The 20,739-nt window shown below is 63.6% G+C and carries 22 protein-coding genes; 7 read left to right on the top strand and 15 right to left on the bottom strand.

The window, feature by feature from the left end:
• The first annotated feature begins 121 nt into the window (after positions 1–121).
• Positions 122–856: a substrate-binding periplasmic protein gene (locus ACM3N8_RS14260; RefSeq protein WP_043137191.1), complete on the top strand. Its 735-nt coding sequence runs from the start codon at positions 122–124 to the stop codon at positions 854–856.
• Positions 857–912: 56 nt separating this feature from the next.
• Here the strand turns inward: ACM3N8_RS14260 and ACM3N8_RS14265 are convergent, their stop codons facing one another.
• A complete protein-coding gene (locus tag ACM3N8_RS14265; RefSeq protein WP_043137347.1) occupies positions 913–1,920 on the bottom strand; it encodes an SGNH/GDSL hydrolase family protein in 1,008 nt (335 codons plus the stop codon).
• A 238-nt stretch (positions 1,921–2,158) separates the two neighbouring features.
• Between ACM3N8_RS14265 and ACM3N8_RS14270 the strand changes: the two genes are divergently transcribed.
• A complete protein-coding gene (locus ACM3N8_RS14270) occupies positions 2,159–2,539 on the top strand; it encodes a YgiW/YdeI family stress tolerance OB fold protein (RefSeq protein ID WP_043137188.1) in 381 nt (126 codons plus the stop codon).
• 69 nt (positions 2,540–2,608) lie between these two features.
• Here ACM3N8_RS14270 and mltC read toward each other — a convergent pair whose 3' ends face one another.
• The 5 genes from mltC to ACM3N8_RS14295 all read right to left on the bottom strand — a co-directional run bounded on the left by mltC (position 2,609) and on the right by ACM3N8_RS14295 (position 7,645).
• On the bottom strand, positions 2,609–3,709 hold the full coding sequence (gene mltC / locus ACM3N8_RS14275) for a membrane-bound lytic murein transglycosylase MltC (RefSeq protein ID WP_043137185.1): 1,101 nt from the start codon (positions 3,707–3,709) through the stop codon (positions 2,609–2,611).
• 168 nt (positions 3,710–3,877) lie between these two features.
• Complete coding sequence (locus ACM3N8_RS14280; RefSeq protein WP_005313967.1) at positions 3,878–4,150, bottom strand: oxidative damage protection protein; 273 nt, start codon at positions 4,148–4,150, stop codon at positions 3,878–3,880.
• An 8-nt stretch (positions 4,151–4,158) separates the two neighbouring features.
• The gene (gene mutY, locus ACM3N8_RS14285) at positions 4,159–5,220 is read right to left on the bottom strand and encodes an A/G-specific adenine glycosylase (protein ID WP_098982029.1); all 1,062 of its coding nucleotides are present in this window, start codon (positions 5,218–5,220) and stop codon (positions 4,159–4,161) included.
• Between the two features lie 101 nt (positions 5,221–5,321).
• Positions 5,322–6,002, bottom strand: a complete 681-nt coding sequence (exeB, locus tag ACM3N8_RS14290) for a GspB family T2SS assembly factor variant ExeB (protein WP_098982031.1) — start codon at positions 6,000–6,002, stop codon at positions 5,322–5,324.
• The gene (locus ACM3N8_RS14295; RefSeq protein ID WP_416016241.1) at positions 6,002–7,645 is read right to left on the bottom strand and encodes an ExeA family protein; all 1,644 of its coding nucleotides are present in this window, start codon (positions 7,643–7,645) and stop codon (positions 6,002–6,004) included. The genes exeB and ACM3N8_RS14295 overlap by 1 nt, the downstream gene beginning before the upstream one ends.
• A gap of 273 nt (positions 7,646–7,918) precedes the next feature.
• On the opposite strand from ACM3N8_RS14295, the gene ACM3N8_RS14300 reads away from it, so the two are divergent.
• Positions 7,919–9,157, top strand: coding sequence for a multifunctional CCA addition/repair protein (locus tag ACM3N8_RS14300; protein WP_416016242.1), 1,239 nt, complete (start codon positions 7,919–7,921; stop codon positions 9,155–9,157).
• Between the two features lie 130 nt (positions 9,158–9,287).
• Here the strand turns inward: ACM3N8_RS14300 and ACM3N8_RS14305 are convergent, their stop codons facing one another.
• From ACM3N8_RS14305 to ACM3N8_RS14320, 4 genes are all read right to left on the bottom strand, one after another.
• Positions 9,288–10,172, bottom strand: a complete 885-nt coding sequence (locus ACM3N8_RS14305; protein ID WP_103472144.1) for a hypothetical protein — start codon at positions 10,170–10,172, stop codon at positions 9,288–9,290.
• 54 nt (positions 10,173–10,226) lie between these two features.
• Complete coding sequence (locus ACM3N8_RS14310; protein ID WP_416016243.1) at positions 10,227–11,165, bottom strand: hypothetical protein; 939 nt, start codon at positions 11,163–11,165, stop codon at positions 10,227–10,229.
• A gap of 100 nt (positions 11,166–11,265) precedes the next feature.
• On the bottom strand, positions 11,266–11,955 hold the full coding sequence (locus ACM3N8_RS14315) for an LrgB family protein (RefSeq protein WP_103472145.1): 690 nt from the start codon (positions 11,953–11,955) through the stop codon (positions 11,266–11,268).
• On the bottom strand, positions 11,948–12,349 hold the full coding sequence (locus ACM3N8_RS14320) for a CidA/LrgA family protein (RefSeq protein WP_017412989.1): 402 nt from the start codon (positions 12,347–12,349) through the stop codon (positions 11,948–11,950). Before ACM3N8_RS14320 ends, ACM3N8_RS14315 begins: the two co-directional genes overlap by 8 nt.
• A 126-nt stretch (positions 12,350–12,475) precedes the next feature.
• Here ACM3N8_RS14320 and ACM3N8_RS14325 point away from each other — a divergent pair, with 126 nt between their 5' ends.
• Complete coding sequence (locus tag ACM3N8_RS14325) at positions 12,476–13,351, top strand: LysR family transcriptional regulator (protein WP_043137158.1); 876 nt, start codon at positions 12,476–12,478, stop codon at positions 13,349–13,351.
• Between the two features lie 6 nt (positions 13,352–13,357).
• On the opposite strand, the gene ACM3N8_RS14330 is transcribed toward ACM3N8_RS14325, so the two are convergent.
• From ACM3N8_RS14330 to ACM3N8_RS14340, 3 genes are all read right to left on the bottom strand, one after another.
• A complete protein-coding gene (locus ACM3N8_RS14330) occupies positions 13,358–14,218 on the bottom strand; it encodes a hypothetical protein (protein ID WP_348686949.1) in 861 nt (286 codons plus the stop codon).
• 220 nt (positions 14,219–14,438) lie between these two features.
• On the bottom strand, positions 14,439–15,323 hold the full coding sequence (locus ACM3N8_RS14335; protein ID WP_416016244.1) for a hypothetical protein: 885 nt from the start codon (positions 15,321–15,323) through the stop codon (positions 14,439–14,441).
• 100 nt (positions 15,324–15,423) lie between these two features.
• On the bottom strand, positions 15,424–16,851 hold the full coding sequence (locus ACM3N8_RS14340; RefSeq protein WP_416016245.1) for a PLP-dependent aminotransferase family protein: 1,428 nt from the start codon (positions 16,849–16,851) through the stop codon (positions 15,424–15,426).
• 128 nt (positions 16,852–16,979) lie between these two features.
• Between ACM3N8_RS14340 and ACM3N8_RS14345 the strand changes: the two genes are divergently transcribed.
• The 3 genes from ACM3N8_RS14345 (at position 16,980) to ACM3N8_RS14355 (ending at position 18,709) form a co-directional block, all read left to right on the top strand.
• The gene (locus ACM3N8_RS14345) at positions 16,980–17,462 is read left to right on the top strand and encodes an OsmC family protein (RefSeq protein WP_416016246.1); all 483 of its coding nucleotides are present in this window, start codon (positions 16,980–16,982) and stop codon (positions 17,460–17,462) included.
• Between the two features lie 91 nt (positions 17,463–17,553).
• On the top strand, positions 17,554–17,991 hold the full coding sequence (locus ACM3N8_RS14350; RefSeq protein WP_043554430.1) for a rhodanese-like domain-containing protein: 438 nt from the start codon (positions 17,554–17,556) through the stop codon (positions 17,989–17,991).
• On the top strand, positions 17,981–18,709 hold the full coding sequence (locus ACM3N8_RS14355; RefSeq protein ID WP_416016247.1) for a GNAT family N-acetyltransferase: 729 nt from the start codon (positions 17,981–17,983) through the stop codon (positions 18,707–18,709). Before ACM3N8_RS14350 ends, ACM3N8_RS14355 begins: the two co-directional genes overlap by 11 nt.
• A 51-nt stretch (positions 18,710–18,760) precedes the next feature.
• Here ACM3N8_RS14355 and ybaK read toward each other — a convergent pair whose 3' ends face one another.
• Both ybaK and ACM3N8_RS14365 read right to left on the bottom strand, forming a co-directional pair.
• Positions 18,761–19,231 (bottom strand): Cys-tRNA(Pro) deacylase, encoded by a 471-nt coding sequence (gene ybaK / locus ACM3N8_RS14360; protein ID WP_042868183.1) that lies wholly within the window; start codon positions 19,229–19,231, stop codon positions 18,761–18,763.
• Positions 19,232–19,451: 220 nt separating this feature from the next.
• Entirely contained in the window at positions 19,452–20,717 is a 1,266-nt protein-coding gene (locus ACM3N8_RS14365) for an inorganic phosphate transporter (RefSeq protein ID WP_042868184.1), read from the bottom strand.
• Positions 20,718–20,739: the final 22 nt, after the last annotated feature.

The following is a 20,739-nucleotide window of genomic DNA, read 5'->3' on the forward strand; positions in this document are numbered from 1 at the left end:
GGTTCTCAAGCAACTGATATAAAACATATTGTGATTATTATTGCCGCAGTTGAGCTGTGTGATTTGATCTCTGGGACGGGGCGGCAATAGTTAACCGAGGCAGGATCGCACCGGGGTGGGCATGAAAAACAAATGGATATGGCTGTGCTGGTCGCTGTGGCTGGCGCCGGTCTGGGCTGCTGACTCGCTGCAGGTGGTGACAGAAGACTATGCCCCCTACAACTATCTGGAAGAGGCCGAGATCAAGGGGCTGGGCACCGAAGTGGTGGAGGCCATGTTGGAGGAGGCGGGATTCGAGTACGACCTCGACATCTATCCTTGGGCGAGGGCCATCTCGCTGGCCCGCAGCCGCCCCAACGTGCTCATCTACAGCATCAGCCGCTTCCCCGAGCGCGAGGCGCAGTTCCAGTGGATCGGGGTGATAGCCCGCATCAACTTTCATGTGTTTGCCCTGGCCAAACGCGACGATATCAAGCCGTTCAGCCAGCTGTCACAGGCGCGGGCCTGGTCCATCGGCACAGTGCGCAACGATGCGCTGGAGCAGTATCTGATCGGTCTCAACTTCTCCAACCTGCAGCGCAACAACAGCAACGAGGCCAACATGCTCAAATTGTTGATGGGGCGCATCGATCTCTGGCCCGTGTCGCAGGAGGCGGCGAACTACTATGTGCGGCAGGCGGGCTATGGGCCAGACACCCTCAAGATAGTGCACGACATCGAAGACTTTACCGGGGGAGAGCTCTACGTGGCGGCGAGCCTGAAGACGGCGCCTGAGGTGATCAAGCGGCTGCAGGAGGCGCTGGCCACCATCCGGCAGAACGGCATCTATGACGGCATAGTGAAGCGCTATCGCTGATTGATGGTGTCGTGACGAGGCAAAAGAGGGGCCGACCGAGTGTCGGCCCCTTGTCATCAGTGGGCGAGGAACTCGTACTGGCTCTCGATGAAGGTGGCGGCGCGCTCGCTCAGGGCGGCGTGCACGACAGTGGTGGGGTGGACCTGATCCCAGAACATCTTGCCCTCACAGTTGAGGGTGCTGGCGCTGCGGCGGGCCATGGGGCTGGCGACGGCCTGTGCCAGCAGCGGGTTGCCGGCGATGGCGAGGCGCTCCTGCGGGTTGAAGGCGGAGAGCTGGCTGTCGGTGCTGGCGCTGCGGGAGGCAAACGGCTTCCATACATAGCTGCCACCATAGCAGGCGTTCTCCGTGTCGCTCAGGCCGAAGTTCTGCGGATCACGCAGCATCTCGGCAAACTGCTTGTCGATCTCGAACAGCTTCACCATGCCGGTGGGAGCCAGCTGGCGTGCCAGGTTCAGCAGCAGCTGGTTGTGGTAGGCGGAGACATGGCTGGCCGCCTCGACCACCTTCTGGCTGCGGGCCGAGGGGTTCTGGCCCAGATCCGGCAGGTTGAACAGCAGTATCTGCTTGGCGCCGTTCAATACCATGCGGTTGGCCGCATCGCTGATGGCGTCGCGCACCCGTTTGGCATCCTGCTCTGTGTTCCAGCCATAGGCCAGATAGTCGTTGGCGCCGACCCAGAGGATCACCAGATCGTCCGGCTTGAAGCTGTCTTTTTGCAGGAACTGGGTGACCTCGTAGTCCAGGTTGTTGATGACCTGATACTTGGGATTCCAGGAGATCTTGTTGTAAGCCACGGCGGTGGCACCGCCTTCCGCCTCGTTGGCTATGGTCAGGCCCGGGAACTGCTTGGTCAACTGCTCCAGCCAGACGGGCCCGTTGGAGAAGCGGCCCTCATAGTAGGGGGGGCTGGAGGGGAGGTAACCGCGCATCTTGCTGTACATCTTGCCGGTATCGGAGAGGCTGTCGCCAAACATCACGATCCGGGAGAAGGCGGGACGGCTGTCGGCTGCCTGAACTGTCAGCGCGACCAATCCCAATAAACACACAAACCATTTTTTCATCTTGTTGTTCTCGTTGCTTTGAAAGCAGGTGGTGCCTGCAGGCTTTTCCTCGATAGGCAAAGGTGCTGGGAAGCTGTTTTGCCATTTTGCAGGGTATCCAGCCGAATTAAATTTCGCAGCAGGCGGTGCTGATTAAATCGATTACGGTCACATCCCCTTCACCCAGATGGGGAGGCTTCACGTTTGTTTCACGCCCCGGCTTGCACACTGCTCCCGTACCCAATGACAGGAGCATGAAATGAACAAGGCAAGCGTAATCGGTCTGTTGACCCTGATGTCCATCTCTTCTTTCGCCATGGCGGCCTATACAGGCCCGCAGGAGCAGAACAAGGTGTCCGTCGCGCAGTTGAAGGATCTGGCCGATGACAGCTGGGCCACCCTGGAAGGGAAGCTGGTCAAGCACCTGGGCGGCGAGAACTACATGTTCCGTGACGCCAGTGGCGAGGTGGAAGTCGAAGTGGATCAGGATGTGTGGCGCGGCACCGAGGTGGGCCCGGACGATCTGATCCGCATCCGTGGCGAAGTGGACCACAGCTGGAACAAGACAGAGGTGGAGGTGGAGAGCCTGGAGAAGGTGGGCGCCGCTCCGCAGAGCAAGGGCGGGTTTGTCGCCAAGTAAGGCAGGATAGCCGCACGCCGGACGTAACAAGGGCGCCTCCATGGAGGCGCCCTTTTGCTGTTGGTCTGCTTAGCCGGTGCGGGCCAGCGTGCGCTTGAATCCCTTCTCGGCCTGGTTGACCTTGTAGAGATAGCGTCTGGCTTCCGCCTTGGGGTGCTGCTCGGTCAGGATCTGGTACACAGCCTCGGGGGAGAGCTGGTTGATCATGCCGGGCGCCGCCTTGCGGTCGCTGGAGAAGGTGTTCAGCACGCCGCCGGCACCGCCGTTGTAGGCCGAGATGACGGCATAGCGGCGGGAGAGCGGATCCTGGATGTCCACCAGATAGACGGTCTGCAACAGGTGCAGGTAGGCGGTGCCCACGTCTATGTTGTAGGCCGGATTGAACAGATCCTCCCGGGTCGGCTGGCCGTTCCTGCCCTTGACCCGCACGTAGACGTCCCGTCCGGCGGTGGCCGGGATCACCTGCATCAGGCCATAGGCGTTGGCGTGGCTGACCGCATAGGGGTTGAAGCTGCTCTCTGTCTTGATCACCGCGTAGATGAGGCTTTCGGCGACACCGTACTTGCGGGAGGCTTCCCGTATGATGCCGGCATACTTGTAACCCCGCCTGTCTTCGTGGTTGGCCACCATGGGGATGTCGACGAAGAAGATGGTGCGGATCCCCAGGGTGCGCTTCTTCATCGCCGTGCTGAGCAGGTAATCGGCGTAACGCTCGGCACGCCAGTCGAAGCGGATCGGCTGGCCCAGGTTGTCCAGCACCTGACCATAGAGGAAGGGCTCGCCACCGGGCAGAATTTCACGGTCGGAGTACAGATCCACTTCCGCCGGGTCGTCCGGGGTCAGCAGGGTCTCTATGATGGCGCGGCGCAGGTGGGCACGAGGGTCAAGCCCGGAGACGGTTTCCACCATGATGTGGCCGCTGGAGAAGTCGATGTGAGCCCGGCTCTTGTACTGATCCGTGTATTTGACGTAGTCAAATTTGCCCGCGAACAGCGCCTCACGCCCCCATATCTCGTTCACGTTATGGGAGAGCGCGCTGATCATGTGTTCGAAACCGCGAATGTCCTTGCCGTTGACCAGATCGTCATCCTCACTCCCGCTGGGCTTGGGGGAGGATGAGCAGGCAGAGAGAAACAGCAGGGTGCAAAGCAGCCAAAAAATTCGGCCCATAGGATCCTCAAACTGGGCGGCGGGGCCGCCCGTCATGCATGGCTGTGAACAGAGAGAGGTATAGCCGTCACTGGCTCACAGGTACAACTCATTGGTTCATAGGCCGGTCACTGGCTGTGAACCGGGAGCTGGATCGCCGTCGCTGGCTCACAAGTACAACTCATCGGCTCATTGGCTGGGAGGGGTATAACCGTCTATGGCCACTTCACCCGCTTCAAACAGGTAGCTCACCATCTCTTTTTCCAGCAGCTGACGATGCTCCAGGTTCATCATGTTCAGCTTCTTCTCGTTGATCAGCATCACCTGCTTCTTCTGCCATTCGGTCCAGGCTTCCTTGCTGATGTTGTCAAAAATCCGCTTGCCGAGTTCACCGGGATAGAGTTGGAAATCCAGGCCCGGGCCCTCTTTTTTCAGGCGTTGGCAAAATACAGTACGGCTCATGTTGACCTCTATGGTTGTAAGTCCGGGTAGGCGAGCAGGCGGGCCGTGGCGGCCGCCAGACCCACCTCTGCAGGATGGCGTAAGTTATACCAGAGTCGGTTATCCGCTTCCATGAGCTGGGGGGCCGGTGGCGCATCGATTTCAATCAGGAAAGGCTGAATATCGAGATGGAAGTGGCTGAATGTATGCCGAAATCCGCTCAGTTCCCGATAATCATGGCCGCTCAGTCCGAGTCGCTGCATCAGCCCCTCGACCTCCGTCAGCGACTCCACCTGCGGGAAGCAGTAGAGCCCGCCCCAGATCCCCTGTGGCGGCCGCTTCTCCAGCAACAGCTGGTCGCCGTGACGAATGAGCAGCATGATGCCGGCGCGGGCCGGAATGCTCTTCTTGGGCTTGCTGTTGGGGTAGGCGGTGGGCTTGCCCTGCGACAGCCCCTGGCAATCGGCCTGCACCGGGCAGCGCTCGCAGGCGGGTTTGCTGCGGGTGCAGACGGTGGCTCCCATGTCCATCATGGCCTGGTTGTAGTGGGCCACGCCGAGCTTGGGCGTGAGGCGGATGGCGAGCTCCCACAGATCGTTCTCCACCTGTTTCTGGCCGGGCCAGCCCGGCAGTGCCAGCCAGCGGGTGAGCACCCGCTTCACGTTGCCGTCCAGAATGGCGTGGGGCTGGCCAAGGGAGAGGGAGAGCACGGCGCCCGCGGTGGAGCGGCCTATGCCAGGCAGGGCCATCACCTCTTCCAGCCGCTCCGGGAACAGGCCGCCGTGCAGTTCGCAGATCTGCTGGGCCGCCTTGTGCAGGTTGCGGGCGCGGGCGTAATAGCCGAGCCCGGTCCAGTGGTGCAGCACCTCATCTATGGGGGCCTGTGCCAGGGCCTGCACGTCGGGGAAGCGGGTCATGAAGCGTTGATAATACGGGATCACGGTGGCGACCTGAGTCTGCTGCAGCATGATCTCGGAGACCCAGACCCGATAGGGCGTCTTGTCCTGCTGCCAGGGCAGGGTCTTGCGGCCGTGGATCTGGTACCAGTCCAGGATCCTGGTGGCGAAGGTGGTGTTGTCTGAATTGCTCACATGGCTCTCATGTTATTGATTAAAAAGGGGAGCTCTCAGGCTCCCTCTTGAAATGGACGCCGGCTCAGCGGGGCTGAGCCGGCGTTGTGGTCGTGACGGGATCAGCCGCGCCAGTCCTGCAGCGCCTTGAGACTGACGTTCTGGCCCGCCACCTGCAGGATGATGTAATCCTGGGCGATGGCGATCAGGGTAACGCCGGGGGCGACCTCGCTGCCCTCACGAAACTCACGGCCGTTCAGCATCACGGCCCGCTTGGCCGGGTTGGACGAGAAGACGTGGGAGCCGTAGGCCAGGGGCGGCACCCGCTGCTTCAGCTCCAGCGGCAGAGCGCTGATCGGCATGGCCTGAGACTCGCTCTGGGCCTGGGGCGCCGTCTCCTCCATCAGCGGCGTGCTGTTGAGTGCATTCATGATGCGCTCGGCCAGCCCCTGGCTGCTGTTGGTGGCAGGGGCACTGTCATTGGGGGTGACTCTGGGGCGCACCACGGGTTCCGGCAGCGGCGGGGGCAGCGGGCGGGTGATCATGGGTCTGGGTTCGACCCGCACGAACGGCGGCGTGACCACCTCTTTCACCTCCACCGTCTTCTCGATGGGGCGGTTGTTGAGCAGGTGCCAGCCATAGTTGGCGCCGGCCCCCATCAGCAGGGCAAGCGGGGCCAGCAGCCACCAGATCCAGCGCCGGTTCTGCTCCTCTTCCTGGGTGACGGGCAGCCCCATCGCCGGAATATGCGGGGTGAACTGGGGCTGTTCGGCCCGGCGCAGTGCCTTGAGCAGGGTAGACATCAGGAAGCCTCCTCCGACAATGTGACCATGGGCTCATCGTTCATGGTATCCGGCGTGGCCGGGGTACTGGCGCGCTGGGACTCATCTTCCAGCTTCGGCATGGGCTCACCGGCCATCACGTTGAGGCGCAACAGGGTATTGCTGCCGGCGATGCCGTCCGGGTTCAGCCCCTGCTCGCGCTGGAACTGCTGCAACTTGTTCTTGAGCTCGGCGTCGAAGCGACGCACCTTGCGATCCGGCTGTTGCAGGGCACGGCTGAGGGCGTTGTCCAGCCACTGCACCTGGGTCGCCCCGGCATTGTTGCCGATCAGGGCGACACCGCCCTTGGGCATGCGCCACAGCAGGGTGTAGCTGCCGCCCCAGAAGTCGGACAGCCACTGCCTGTCCACCTGCCAGCTCTGGTTGCCGATGAGCAGGTTGGCCTTGTCCGGCCCGAGATTCACCAGGGTCGCGTAATAGATGCCGCCCGTCTCGTCGGTCAGGCTGATGAGGGCCGGGTGCTGCAGGGCCTGCAGCTCCGCCAGCGAAGCGTCGCCCTCCTGGCAGCGCAAGCCGGCACGCGGTGCGTTGTCGCAGGTCGCCTCCTCCAGCTCTGTCTGGTAGCCCCACACCTTGTAGAGATTCTGCATGGCGCTATCCGGCTCCAACGCCTGATTGATGGCGCGGGTCAGTTGCTCCTGCTGCTCCGGGGTGTCGTCCACCTTGACCGGCACCTCCACCTTGATCACGGGGCGTTCGGGGAAGAAGCCGAAGAACTGCCAGCCCCACCAGCCGGTGGCGACCAGCAAGGCCCCTGCCAGGGCGACCATGAGGCCGGACTGCCAGGTGCCCTCGTCGCGAATGCCGCTCACCTCATAGGCCGCCAGGCTGATGTCGCCGTGCACTATCTTGTGGCTGCCACGGGCGAAGGCGGCGATCAGGGCGCGATCGCAGATGAGGTTGATGAGGCGGGGAATGCCGCCGGAGAGGCGGTGCAGGGTCTGGAGCGCCTTGGGGGTAAAGATGGGCTGGACGCAGCCCGCGACCTGCAGCCGGAAGCGCACATAGGCATCCACGTCCTGATGCGAAAGCGGCAGCAGGTGATAACGGGCCGTGATGCGCTGGGCCAGCTGGCGCAGCAGGGGCTGGCGCAGCATCTGTTGCAGCTCGGGCTGACCGATGAGCACCACTTGCAGCAGCTTCTTCTCGTCGGTTTCCAGGTTGGTGAGCAGGCGCAGTTGCTCCAGCACACCGGGCAGCAGATGCTGGGCCTCATCCACCAGCACCACGCTGCGCTTGCATGCCGCCAGGTTGGCCAGCAGGTGGTCGCGAATGAGATCGAACAGCAGCTTGAGACCGGCGTCCTTGTCGTACGGCAGCTGGAACTCGTCGCAGATGGCCGCCAGCAGGTCACGCTCGGTCAGGGATGGATTGAGGATGTAGGCGATCTCGGTCTCGGCCGGCAACTGCTGCAACAGGCAGCGGGAGACGGTGGTTTTACCGGTTCCCACTTCCCCGGTCAGCAACACGAAGCCTCCCCCATCCTGCAACCCGTAGTTGAGGTGGGCGAGGGCCTCCCCGTGACGTTCACTCATATAGAGGTATTTGGGGTTGGGCGAGATGGAGAACGGGGGCTCCGACAGACCGAAGAACTGTGTGTACATAAGGATCCATTCCATTGTTATGGGCGGCAGGTTAAAGCCTCCCCACCGGGATGTCAAAGACCCGGGTGCCATAAGGGGGGCTGGCGCATCTGGCGGCCAAAACCGCTGTTTTTATCGAATGTGGCCTGGTTGTGGCGGGGATAGGTCCGTGTGGCTGTCGGGCCAAACCGGCAGGGCGATCATGGCTGCCTGATCGCGGGGGCGTGGCGGCGCCATCGTGCCCGCCAGGCAAAACCGGTATAATCGAGGCAGGTTTATCAAGGGAGACAGAGATTGCAGACTTATCTGGTTGGGGGCGCGGTGCGGGATCGCCTGCTGGGATTGCCGCAAGGGGATCGGGATCACCTGGTGGTGGGGGCGACCGTGGAGCAGATGCTGGCGCTGGGGTTCACCCAGGTGGGCCGCGACTTCCCCGTGTTTCTCCATCCCAAGACCCAGCAGGAGTACGCACTGGCCCGCACCGAACGCAAGCAGGGCCGCGGTTACACAGGGTTTGTCTGCCACGCCTCCCCCGAGGTGACGCTGGAGCAGGATCTGCTGCGCCGGGATCTCACCGTCAATGCCATCGCCGAGGATGAAGAGGGTCGGCTGCACGATCCCTACGGCGGCATCCAGGACCTGGAGCGACGGGTGCTGCGTCACGTCTCCCCGGCCTTTGCCGAGGATCCGCTGCGCATCCTGCGGGTTGCCCGCTTCGCCGCCCGTTTCCACGCCCAGGGCTTCGTGGTGGCCCCTGAGACGCTGGCGCTGATGCGCGAGATGACCGACGCCAGCGAGCTGGCCCACTTGACCCCGGAGCGGGTCTGGAAGGAGCTGGAGAAGGTGCTGCTGGGAGAGACTCCCCAGATCTTCTTCGAGGTGCTGCGCGAATGTGGCGCCCTCAAGGCGCTGTTCCCGGAGCTGGACGCCCTGTTCGGTGTGCCGGCCCCCGCCAAGTGGCACCCTGAGATAGACACCGGCATCCACACTCTCATGGTGCTGGGGCAGGCGTGTCGCCTCTCCCCCGAGCTGGCGGTGCGCTTCGCCGCCCTGTGCCACGACTTTGGCAAGGGACTGACTCCGCCCGCCTTTTGGCCGAGCCACCACGGTCACGGCCAGAAGGGATTGCCGCTGATCCGCGACTTTTGCGAGCGTTTTCGGGTGCCGAACGACTGCCGCGATCTGGCGCTGCTGGTGAGCGATCTGCACACCCATATCCACATTGCCTTCGAACTCAAGCCCGCGACTCTGCTCAAGGTGTTCGACAAGGCGGATGCCTGGCGCAGACCCGAGCGTTTCGCCCAGCTGCTGGACGCCTGCCGCGCCGACTTCCACGGCCGTACCGGTTTCGAGGAGCGGGTCTATGCCGAGCCCGACTATGTGGCCCAGGCGCTCGGCGCGGCCCAGGCCGTGCCCGTGAAAGAGATAGTGGCCGCCGGTTTCAAGGGCGAGGCCATTCGCGAGCAGCTTGCCAAGCGCCGGCTCGATGCCATCAGCCGGGTGCGGGACGAGTGGACCTTTATCGAGGAGTAGGCGCGGCTTCTGCCAGCTGTCCGCCATGAAAAAGCCCGGGTCACTGACCCGGGCTTTTTGCTGAGGCGTGCTTCAATAGGCGCGGGCTGGGGCTATCGGCCGAGGATGTCGCTGCCCGGGCAAGGTCCGTTCAGGGTTCGCCCGGGCCGAAACGGCCGTGGACGGGGTCGTAGAAATAGGCCTGATAGTCGAAGTCAATGTCCTTGATGAAGGGGTTCTCCAGCCGGAACAGGCGGCGGGTGTTGAGGTGGGCGAAGGTGAGTGAGGGCTTGAAGGTCTTGAGCCAGTGCGCCTGCAGCGAGCCGTCTCGCCAGGCGGCCTTGAGCCCGGCCTGTACCCGCTGGATCGCCTGCCGATTGGCATTGTGGGTGAAGAAGACGCGGGGCAGGGGGTAGTAGAGGGCTATGTTCTCATCCATGACCAGCCCTTTTATCCCCTTGTGGTTCAGCTTCTCCTGAGGCAACTCGTTGATCCCGCGGCAGAAGAGATCGAAACGGCCACGCGCCACCATCTTGAACAACTGCTCGTAACCCTCTATCTCCTGCACCCTGAACCCGGCTTGCTGCAGGATCTTCACATCGAGCCAGCCCTTGCCCTGGCCCAGGTCGAACTTTTTCAGCTGCTCCAGGCTGGTGACCCTGGCGACGGCCTCCTTCTGCTGGGGGCTGACGAAGCAGATGCGGTAGCTGACGATGCCGAGATGGATGGGAAAACGCACATAGTCGACCCCCGTCATGTCACGGTCCGAGTGGTAGCTGTCCATGGCAAACAGGTTGGGATAGTGATCGAAGCGCAGGCTGATCCACATCCTGGCCAATGTCATGGGCGGGGCGGCTTGCAGGCGATAGTCGCCATGGCTGGCGCGGGTCTTCTCCAGCACCAGCCGCAGCAGCTCACGGTCATAGGTGACCCTGGGATCCTGTTCGCTCTCCGGGCTCATGTAGGTGAACACAGTCGGGGCCGCGGCCGGCACGGGCAGGGCGAGAAACAGGGCAAGCAGCGGGATCCAGCGCATCGTGACCTCCTGTCGGAGAAAGAGACTCCCATGAGTGTAGTGGTTGCGCCCTTGCTAGTGGGTCGGGCTCGCCTCGCCCTGCTGCTCATGGCTCGCGGCTTCGCCGGGCCCGAAGCTGTGGCTGAGGGGGTCGTAGAGATAGGGGCGATAGTCAAAATCCATCTGCCGGAGCAAGGGGTTGTCCAGCCTGAACAGCAGGCGCTGGTCCAGTCTGGCAAAATCCAGTGCCGGTTTGAAGGTCTTGAGCCAGAGCGCCTGCAGCGATCCGTCCTGCCAGGCCAGTTGCAGGCCGGCGCGGATGCGGCGCAGGGCGTGCTGGTTATCCTTGTGGCTGTAGAAGAGGTGGATGAAGGGGTAGTAGAGGGCCAGGTGCTGATCGACCGTGAGCCGGGCCAGATCCCGGTGGGTTTCCAGCTCGGTAAACAGCTCGTTGGCTCCCCGGCAGAACAGATCCAGCCTGCCTCTTGCTACCAGCTTGAACAGCCGTTCGTACCCTTCCACCTCCTGCACCTTGAAACCGGCATGACGCAAGATGTCGACATCCTGCCAGCCACGGCCCTGGCCATGGCTGAACTGCTGCAGATCGGCCAGGGTGCGCACCTGTGCCACCGCCTGCTGCCGCGCCGGGCTGACGAAACAGATGCGATACCCCAGGATGCCGAGATCCACCGGGAAACGGACATAGTCCAGATCATGAGGGTCTCCAGGGGGCGGGAAGCTGTCGATGGCGAGCAGGTTGGGGTAGAGGTTGTATTGCAGCACCTGGCGCAGCCGTGTCCGGCTCATGGGCGGGGCCGGGCGCAGCTCGTAATCGCCGAAGCTGTCGCGGGTCTTCTCCAGCGCCAGTTGCAGCAGTTGCTGGCCGTAGAGGGTGCGCAGATCCCGATCACTTTCCGGGCTGACGTGGGTCACTATGTCCACGGCCTGCAAGAGGGGGGAGAAGAGCAGGCTGCATATCAGCAACCCGAGGGGGATCACTCTGTGGTTCATCATACCGCTCACCGCCATCACATTGAGTTCAGTGTAGCGGCTGGCGGGGGAGGCTTGCCGTCCATGGCAGGGGGAAATTGACCTCGCCTGGCGGCAGGCCGGATTACCAGAACATCTGGCCGAGCAAGGGGGCGAGCAGCACAGTCACCATGCCGGCGATCATCATCACCATGCTGGAGACGACGCCCTCCTCGTTCCCCATTTGGTACGCCTTGGCGGTGCCGGCGCCATGGGCAGAGGCGCCGAAACCGGCCCCCTTGCCGAGGCGGCTGCGGATGGCGAGCAGGGTGAGCACGCTCTCCCCCACCGCCATGCCGATCACCCCGGTCAGCACCACAAACAGGGCGGTGAGATCTGTCTGGCCGCCGATGGCGCGGGTCGCCTCCACCGCGAACGGTGTGGTGATGGAGCGCATCGCCAGGCTGCGCTGCAACATGTCGGAGAGGTGCAGCCAGCGCGCCAGCAGCACTGTGCTGCCCACCGCCATGATGACGGAGGCGACGACCCCGACCGAGAGGGAGAGCCAGTGACGGTGGATCAGCTGGCGGTTCTCATAGACGGGCACGGCGAAGGCGACGGTGGCCGGACCCAGCAGCCAGAGCAGCCAGTGGGACTGGGCCATGTAGTCCTGATAGGGGATGTGGAACAGCAGCACCACGGCCACCAGCAGGGTGGGTGCCAGCAGCAGCGGCATCAGGGGCAGTATGCGCTTGCGGCCATAGAGCCACTTGCTGGCGTAGTAGAACAGCAGGGTCAGGGCGAAGCAGAGCAGGCCAAGCAGGGTATCAGACATGACGGCGACTCCGGCGGGCCAGCTTCAGCTCGAGGCGATAGACTCTGTCCACCACCAGCGCCGTGGTGCCCAGCACCAGGGTGGTGCTGATCAGCAAGACCAGCATGATGCGCCATCCCTCCTGCAACAGCAGATCCTGATAGTTGACCACGGCCACCACGGCCGGCACGAAGAACAGCAGCATCTCGGCCAGCAGCCAGCGGGCGCCGGCGCTGAACCACTGGGTCTTGACCACGCCGAGCAGGATCAGGACCAGCAGCGCCAGCATGCCGGTGAGGTTGGCGGGCAGCGGCAGATGGAAGGTGCGTACCGCCGCATCGGCCAGCAGCCAGATGGCGGCCAGCAGGGCGATTTGGAAGGGCGTCTGGAACCAGCGAATGCAGAGGGCTTTCATGATGGGTGTCTTTCTGTGAACTGGCTCACAGTATAGAGACAAGCAAAACCTGCAAAAAATGAATTTAAATTATCAAATTCATGCCAAAGAGGCATGATTAAGGCTTGCCGCCCGTGAGAGAGCACCATGGATATCCGAGCCCTGCGTTACTTTGTCGAACTGGTGCGGGAGCAGAGCTTCACCCGCGCCTCCGAGAAGCTGTTCGTCACCCAGCCCACCATCAGCAAGATGATCCGCAACATGGAGGAGGAGCTGGGTCAGCCGCTGCTCAACCGGGAGGGGCGCCGCTTCACCCTGACCGACAGCGGCCAGGTGCTGTTCAACCGGGCCCAGACCATATTGGCCGAGATGCAGCAGCTGGAGGCGGAACTCGCCGATCTGCAGAGCCTGCAATTTGGCCGGTTGGCCCTCGGCATCCCGCCCATGGTGGGCCACGTCTATGCGGATCTCATCCGCACCTATCGCAGCCGCTATCCCAGGGTGGAGCTCTCCATCGTCGAGTACGGCGGCCGGCGCATCGAGCAGGCGGTATTGGAAGGGGAGCTGGATCTCGCCATCACCATGCTGCCGACCAAAGAGGGGGGCGCCCTGAGCGCGCTGGAGCTGGATCAGTATCCCATCCAGGTGGTGTTGCCTGACTTGCCGCGCTGGCGCGCGTGCCGCGAGATCCGGCTGGAGGATCTGCGCGATGAGCCCTTCCTGCTCTACACCCAGGCCTTCACCCTGAGCGAGCGGCTGGAGCAGGCGTGCCAGCAGGCGGGCTTCGTGCCCCAGGTGGCGGCCCGCAGCAGCCAGTGGGACTTTCTCACCGCCATGGTGCGCAGCGGCATGGGGGTCGCCTTTCTGCCCGAGCCCATCTGCCGCCGGCTGACCCCGGACGGGCTGGTGTTGCGGCCGCTCCTGCCCGAGCTCAGCTGGCGACTCGGGGTGATCTGGCCGAGCGAACGCTATCTCTCCCGCACCGCAGAGGCCTGGCTGGCGCTCTGCCGCGAACAGGGCTGAGCCTCATCAGGGCTCGCCGAAGCGATCCGTCATGGGGTTGTAGAAGTAGGGGCGGTAGTCGAAGTTGATGCCCTCGAGGAAGGGGTTCTCCAGTCGCAGCATGCGCCGCTGCTTGAGCCCGGCAAAGGCGATGGCGGGGCCGAAGCTGTGGCGCCACAAGGCTTGCAGCGAACCGTCCTGCCAGGCCTGCCGCAGCCCCGTCTCCACCCGTTTCAGGGCCTCGCCGTTTGCCACATTGGTATAGAAGACCCTGGGCAGCGGGTAGTAGAGCAGCAGGTAGGGATCCATCTTCAGGCCCCCTATGTCCTTGTGGGTCAGCAGCTCGCTGCGCAGTTCGCTCGCCCCGCGGCACAAGAGATCGAACCGGCCGCGCGCCACCATCTTGAACAGCATCTCGTAGCCATCCACCTCCACCACCTTGAGACCGGCGTGGCGCAGTATCTCCACATCCAGCCAGCCCTTGCCCTGGCCAAACGTGAAACGGCGCAGTCCCGCCAGATCATGCACCTCCGCCATAGCTGCCTGCCGTTGGGGGCTGACGAAGCAGATGCGATAACTGACGATGCCGAGATGAATGGGGAAGCGGACATACGCCAGCCCTTTGCCATCACGCGTGCTGCTGTAGCTGTCCATGGCAAACAGGTTGGTGAAACTGTTGAGCTGCAGGCTGAGCCGCACCCGGGCCTTGGTCATGGCCGGGGCGGGCACCAGCTGATAGTCGCCGAAGGTGTCGCGGGTCTTGTCGAGGGCGAGACGCAGCAGCTCCCTGTCATAGGTCATGCGCGGATCCCGCTCGCTCTCCGGACTGATGTAGGTGAAGCGGGTGGCCGCCTGGGCCCCCATCGACAGGAGATACAGCAGCGTCATGACCAGCAGAGTCGCCCGTCTGCCGATCTTCATGGGGGCGACAAGGGGGAGAGGCAGGTTGCCTGCCGCACGCACGGGCTGTGCCATCTGGTCATTGGCGGGTCGCAGCTGGCGTCCACACCAGGCAAACAGGGCGTGCATCACGGGCTGCCCGCCGGTGGGGTGAGTGACGCCCCGGCTCGGCGCCACGCCTGGCCATGCCGGCGGTCTATGAGCCCCATCAGGGGTCAATGCCAAAGTCATCGCGTACCGGGTCATAAAGATAGGGCCGATAGTCGAACCCCTCCTTGGGCAACAAGGGGTTGGTCAGCCTGAAAATCTGGCGCGGCCCCAGATTGGCAAACACCAGGGAGGCTTGAAAGTGGTGGCGCCAGAGCCGTTTCAGCGAACCATCCTGCCAGGCCAGTTGCAGGCCGCGCTCGATGCGTTGCCGCTCCTTGCTGTATTGGGCGTGGCTGTAGATCACATGGATCAGCGGATAGAAGAGCGCGACATGGCGATCGACCACCAGCCCGGGCAGTCCGGCTTGATGGGTTTTCCACTCGGGGAGTATCTCGTTGGCACCGCGGCAGAAGAGGGCTACGCGGCCACGAGCCACCATGCGAAACAGCGACTCGTACTTTTCCACCTCCTGCACCTGAAAGCCGTTGTGGCGCAAGATATCGGCATCCTGCCAGCCGCTGCCCGTGCCCTGGTTGAAACCTTGCAACTGGGCCAGTGTGCCGACCCTGGCCAGTTCATCCGCCCGGGAAGCGCCGACGAAGCAGACCCGATAACCGAGAATGCCGAGATCGATGGGGAAGGGGATGGCAGTGACTTGATCGCCGGGGGACTGCAGGGGCCAGCTGTCGATGATGAAGAGAGCGTTGGCCCCGGGTTCCTGCACCTCGATCCGCATTCGTGCCTTATTCATCGGCAGCGAGTCGAGCAGCTCATAGTCGCCATAGTCGGGGCGGGTCTTCTCCAGCGCCAGTTGCATCACCTCCCGGTAGTAGCGCATCCGCGCATCCTGCCCGTTTTCGGGGCTGAGCAGGGTAAAGCGGGTGGCCGCCATCGGGGGGGAGGAGAGGAAAAGGCAGAGGATCAGCAACAGGAGTCTATACATCTCGGCTAGGCTCTACGACTTTGGTTCATCCATTATAGTCCGGCGCCCGGGGCTGCGCCCTGCCCCCGGGGTGGCTTGCCTCGCTACCAGAATGAGCCCGTCAGGACGACGCCATCAGGCTGCCCAGCTGGCGACAGAGCCGGCGAAGGGTCTGGTTGTCGAGGGCGCCAAAGCCGAGCAGCCAGCCCTCCAGACCCGGCTCGCCTAGATGGAACTGGCCGAGCGGGCGCAGGCCAATACCCATGTCATTGGCACTCTTGGTCCAGCGCGCTTCGCCGCCGGCGGGCAGCAGCACGGCGCACTGCAAGCCGGCGCCGCTGTGAACCGGGGTGAGGGCGGGGCAGTGACTGGCGAGCTCACTCAGCAGCAGGTCGCGCCGGCTCTGGTAGATGAGCCGGCTCTGGCGCAGGTGGGTGGCGAAGTGACCGGCGCGGATGAAATCTGCGGTGACCGCCTGCTGCAGCTGGTTGCTGTGGCCATCGAAGGCTGCCCTGGCCCGGCAGAAGGCATCCATCAGCGGTCTCGGCAGCACCAGATAGGCGAGTCGAAGAGAGCCGAACAGAACCTTGCTGAAGGTGCCCACATAGATGACCCGCCCCTGGCCATCCAGCCCCTGAAGGGCGGGGAGCGGCCGCTGATCGTACTGATACTCACCGTCGTAATCGTCCTCCAGGATCCAGGCACCGTGACGCTCGGCCTCGCTCAGCAGTGCCATCCGGCGAGGCAGGCTCATGGGCACGCCCAGGGGATACTGGTGGGCCGGCGTGGTGTAGATGAGGCGCGGTGCCGGATGTTGCCCCAGTGGATTGAGCCCTTCCCCGTCCACAGGCACGGGGTGGACCCTGGCACCGGCGCTCTCCATGGCGGTGCGGGCCCCAGGATAGCCGGGATCTTCCACCCAGACTGTGTCGCCGGCATCGATGAGCAGCTGGGTCGCCAGCAGTATCCCCTGCTGGGAGCTGGTGAGGATCAGGATCTGCTCCGGCTCGCACACCACGCCGCGGGACTGCACCAGATAGCTGCTGATGGCGCTGCGCAGCTCGGGCAACCCCTGCGGGTCGCCGTAGTTCATCCAGCGTTCCCCCTGCTGGCGCCACTGTTGCTGCATCAGCCGGCCCCAGAGCCCGTGGGGGAAGAGGCGGGGATCCGGCTGGCTGGAGGCAAAGGAGGCGCCGACGTGCGGCGTGTCGTGACAGGCGCCCCCCGCCGCCATCTCCCGGCCACGGCGGGAGAGTCCGGCCGCCGACTGGGGCGGACGTGGCGCCGGGCACACGGCCGCCAGCGCCACGAAGCTGCCGGCCCCCACCTTGCGCACCAGATAGCCCTCCGCCTCCAGCCTGCCATAGGCCAGCTCTACCGTGCTGCGGGAGATGCCGAGATCGCTGGCCAGCATGCGGCTGGCGGGCAGCCGGCTGTGCTGGGGCAGATGGCCGGCCAGAATGGCGCCTCGCAACATGCGCACCAGTTGCTCGTGCAGCGGCAGCTCGCTGGGTTGCTGAGTGGCGAACAGGGTTGGCAGGGCGGGCATGGTTATTTCCAGGCAGACAATTGGTCTGTCCATATTGGCAAAATTGGTCGGCGTGGCAAGGCCATTATGTCGCTACATTGAGGCTCAAGGTTCGGGAACAACAGATATTGGCAATGAAAGGAGTCTGCATGTCGGAATACAGCGCCACCATCAGCTGGCAGTGCGGGGCCGGCGAGCCCTTCGTCGATCAGCGCTACAGTCGGGCCCACTGGTGGGAGTTTGATGGCGGCGTCAGGGTGCCCGCCTCCTCCTCCCCGCACGTGGTGCCCTTGCCCTGGTCGGTGGCCGAGCACGTCGATCCGGAGGAGGCCTTCGTCGCGACCCTCTCCAGTTGCCACATGCTCACCTTCCTCTGGCTGGTGGCCAGGGCGGGTTATCGGGTGGAGAGCTACCGGGACGAGGCGGTGGGCCTCATGGAGGCGGACGACAGGGGTCGCCAGTCCATCACCCGGGTCACATTGCAGCCGCTGGTGCAGTTTGCCGGCGAGCGGCAGCCCACTCTGGCCGAGCTGGAGCAACTGCACCATCAGGCTCATGAGGAGTGTTTCATCGCCAACTCGGTCAGGACCACAGTGATCACCAAGATAGTGCAGTGGTCACGGGAGGCTTAGCAATGAGCCATGTATTGGGTACCGGCTTGGTCAGTCCGGTCAACACAGTCGTCACCACCCGGACTCGGGTCTGGTCACAAGGAGGTTTATCATGAGTCAGGTATTGAGCAGCGGGCTGGCCAGTGCAGCAGAGGCCAGCGCCTTCTTCGAGGCCCAGCTGGCCTATCGCACCGACCCGGCCGATCTGGCTGCGGATCTGCTGGCGGGCGAGGCGCGCATCGTCGTCATCGACACCCGCTCCGCCGGCCACTATGCCGAGGGACACATTCCCGGTGCCATCAGCTTCCCCCACGCCACCATGAACCCGGCGACCACGGCCGCATTGGCACGGGACAAGGTCTATGTCTGCTATTGCGACGGCATCGGCTGCAACGGCTCGACCCGCGGCGCCTACAAGCTGGCGGCGCTGGGGTTTCAGGTCAAGGAGCTGATCGGCGGCCTGCACTGGTGGCGCCAGGACGGCTTTGCCGTCGCCACCGGCAACGAGGCGGGCGTGCTGCAAACGGGAGGGATCGCCTGTGGCTGCTGATATCCATCTGAACGAGTTCGGCCAGCCGGTCGGTGCGCCGCTGCCCGATTGGCGGGGCGCCGAGTTTCCGCCCCGCCGCCCTCTCAGCGGCTGGGGCTGCCGGCTGGAACCGCTGGATCCCGAGCGTCACGGCCCCGGCCTGTGGCAGGCCTTCAGCGCCGACAGCGGGGCCATGTGGACCTATCTGACCACGGGTCCCTACGCAGAGGAAGCGGATATGCTGGCCTGGCTGCGAGAGTGTGCCGCCAAGACAGATCCCCAGTTCTATACCATCTTCGATGAGCGTGGTGAACAGCCGCTGGGGCTGGCCAGCTACCTGCGCATCGATCCCCTGGCGGGCAGCATAGAGGTGGGCTGGCTGCACTTCTCGCCGGCTCTGCAGCGCTCGCGGCTGGCGACGGCGGCCATGGCGCTGATGATGGCCAACGCTTTTGCCCTCGGCTACCGGCGTTACGAATGGAAGTGCAATGCCTTCAACCGACCCTCCTGGCAGGCGGCGCTGCGGCTCGGTTTCAGCTACGAGGGAACCTTTCGCCAGAGCCGGGTGGACAAGGGGCGGGCACGGGATACCGCCTGGTTCTCGGTGATCGACGGCGAGTGGCCGGCGTTGCAGGCCTGTTTTGCGCGCTGGCTGGCGGAGGAGAACTTCGATGAGGCCGGCAGGCAGCGGTTGCGGCTATCCGAGCTGACCGCCGCTTGTCGAGCCAATAACGACTGACCCGGCAACATAACAGAGGCCCCGCCAGCGGGGCCTCTGTCGTTTCAGGCGTTACTCATGGTGCTCGCCGATGGGGGCGGCGATCCACTTCAGCAGGGTCAGCATGTCCTGTGGCGCCACCCCGACCGAGAGGCCGCGCTTGCCGCCGCTCACCAGTATCTCGTCAAACGCCATGGCCGAGTCGTCGAGCACTGTGGGCAGCAGTTTCTTCTGGGCCAGCGGGCTGATGCCGCCAACCTTGTAGCCGGTCAGCTTCTCGGCCTCGGCCGGTTTCATCATCTCCACCTTCTTCAAGCCTGTGGCCTTGGCCAGCTGCTTGAGGCTGCACATGCCCGACGAGGGCACTATGGCGACCACCGCCTGCTTGTCGTGATGGGCGACCAGGGTCTTGAACACCTGGGCCTCTGGCAGGCCGAGCTGGGTCGCGGCATGTTTGCCGAAGTCGTCGTGAGCTTCGCACTCATAGGGGTAGAGTTTGTGGGGGATCTTGAGCTTTTTCAGCAGGTTGATGGCAGGAGTCATGATGGTTGCCTTGAATCGAATCGCATAAAAACAAGGCCAAACAGTCTGCGCCTGCAAGGCAGGGGATGCAAGCCGGTCGCAGCGGTAGGAGGTGGCATGCCCGACATTGTGAATAGAGACAGGGGCAGGACCGTGTTGATCGCCGCCGAACCCTTGCTTCCCATGCGCCAGATATAAAAAAGCCCGGGTCAGTGACCCGGGCTTTTTGCTGCTGCGCGTATCAGGAGAAACAGGCTTGCAGCACGTAGAAGATGGCGATGGCCAGGATGGCACCGGCGGGCAGGGTGATGATCCAGGAGACCACTATGTTGCGCAGCACGCCCAGGTTCAGGGCGGCTATGCCACGGGCCAGACCGACACCCATCACAGCACCCACCAGGGTTTGGGTGGTGGAGATGGGCAGACCCGTGCCGGAGGCGATCACCACGGTCGCGGCGGTGGCCAGCTGGGCGGCGAAGCCACGGCTCGGGGTCAGATGGGTGATGCCGGTACCGACGGTGGCCATCACCTTCTCGCCCATGGTGGCGAGGCCGATGACTATGCCTATGCCGCCGAGCGGCAGGATCCACCAAGCGATGGTGGACTGACCGGCGATCTGGCCGGCGCTGTCGACGATGGAGACCACGGCGGAGAGCGGGCCTATGGCGTTGGCCACGTCGTTGGAGCCGTGGGCAAAGGCCATGGCACAGGCGGTGATCACCATCAGGATGCCGAAAACCTTCTCCACGTTGGCGAAGTGCATCTTGCTGTCATCCTGCGGGTTGTATTGCTGGCCGCGAATATAGAGCCAGCCGGCAAATGCCACCGCGATGGAGATGACGATGGAGAGCAGGATCCCTTCGCCGTCGCTCAGGTGCAGACCGACGTGGGTCAGCCCCTTCTTGATGGTCACCAGGCAGATCACCAGGGCGGTCAGGAACATGTAGAAAGGCACGTAACGCTTGGCATTGGCCAGGGGATCATCTGTGTTGAAGATGAGCTTCTGCACGCTGATGAACATGAAGTAGGCGATGATGCCCGAGATGGCCGGGGTGATGATCCAGGAGCCGACTATGCCGCCGAACTTGCTCCACTGCACAGCTTCCGGGCCTATGCTCACCACGGCGAAGCCGACGATGGCACCTATGATGGAGTGGGTGGTGGAGACGGGCCAGCCGAAGTAGGAGGCCAGGATCAACCAGGCGCCAGCCGCCAGCAGGGAGGCGATCATGCCGAGCACCAGCAGATCCGGGGTGTCGGCAAAGGCGTTGGTATCTATGATGCCGTTGCGTATGGTGGCTGTCACTTCGCCGCCGGCCAGATAGGCACCGGCAAATTCGAAGATCATGGCGATGATGATCGCCTGACGTATGGTCAGGGATTTGGTGCCGACCGATGTGCCCATGGCGTTGGCCACGTCATTCGCGCCTATCCCCCAGGCCATCAAAAAGCCGAACAAGGCCGCCACGAGCACCAGAGTAGTGCCGTAATTCGCGATAATGTCCATTAATAGTGTTTACCCAGTCAGT

The sequence above is a fragment of the Aeromonas sp. A04 genome (assembly GCF_047780465.1).
Taxonomy (GTDB): Bacteria; Pseudomonadota; Gammaproteobacteria; order Enterobacterales; family Aeromonadaceae; genus Aeromonas; species Aeromonas bestiarum.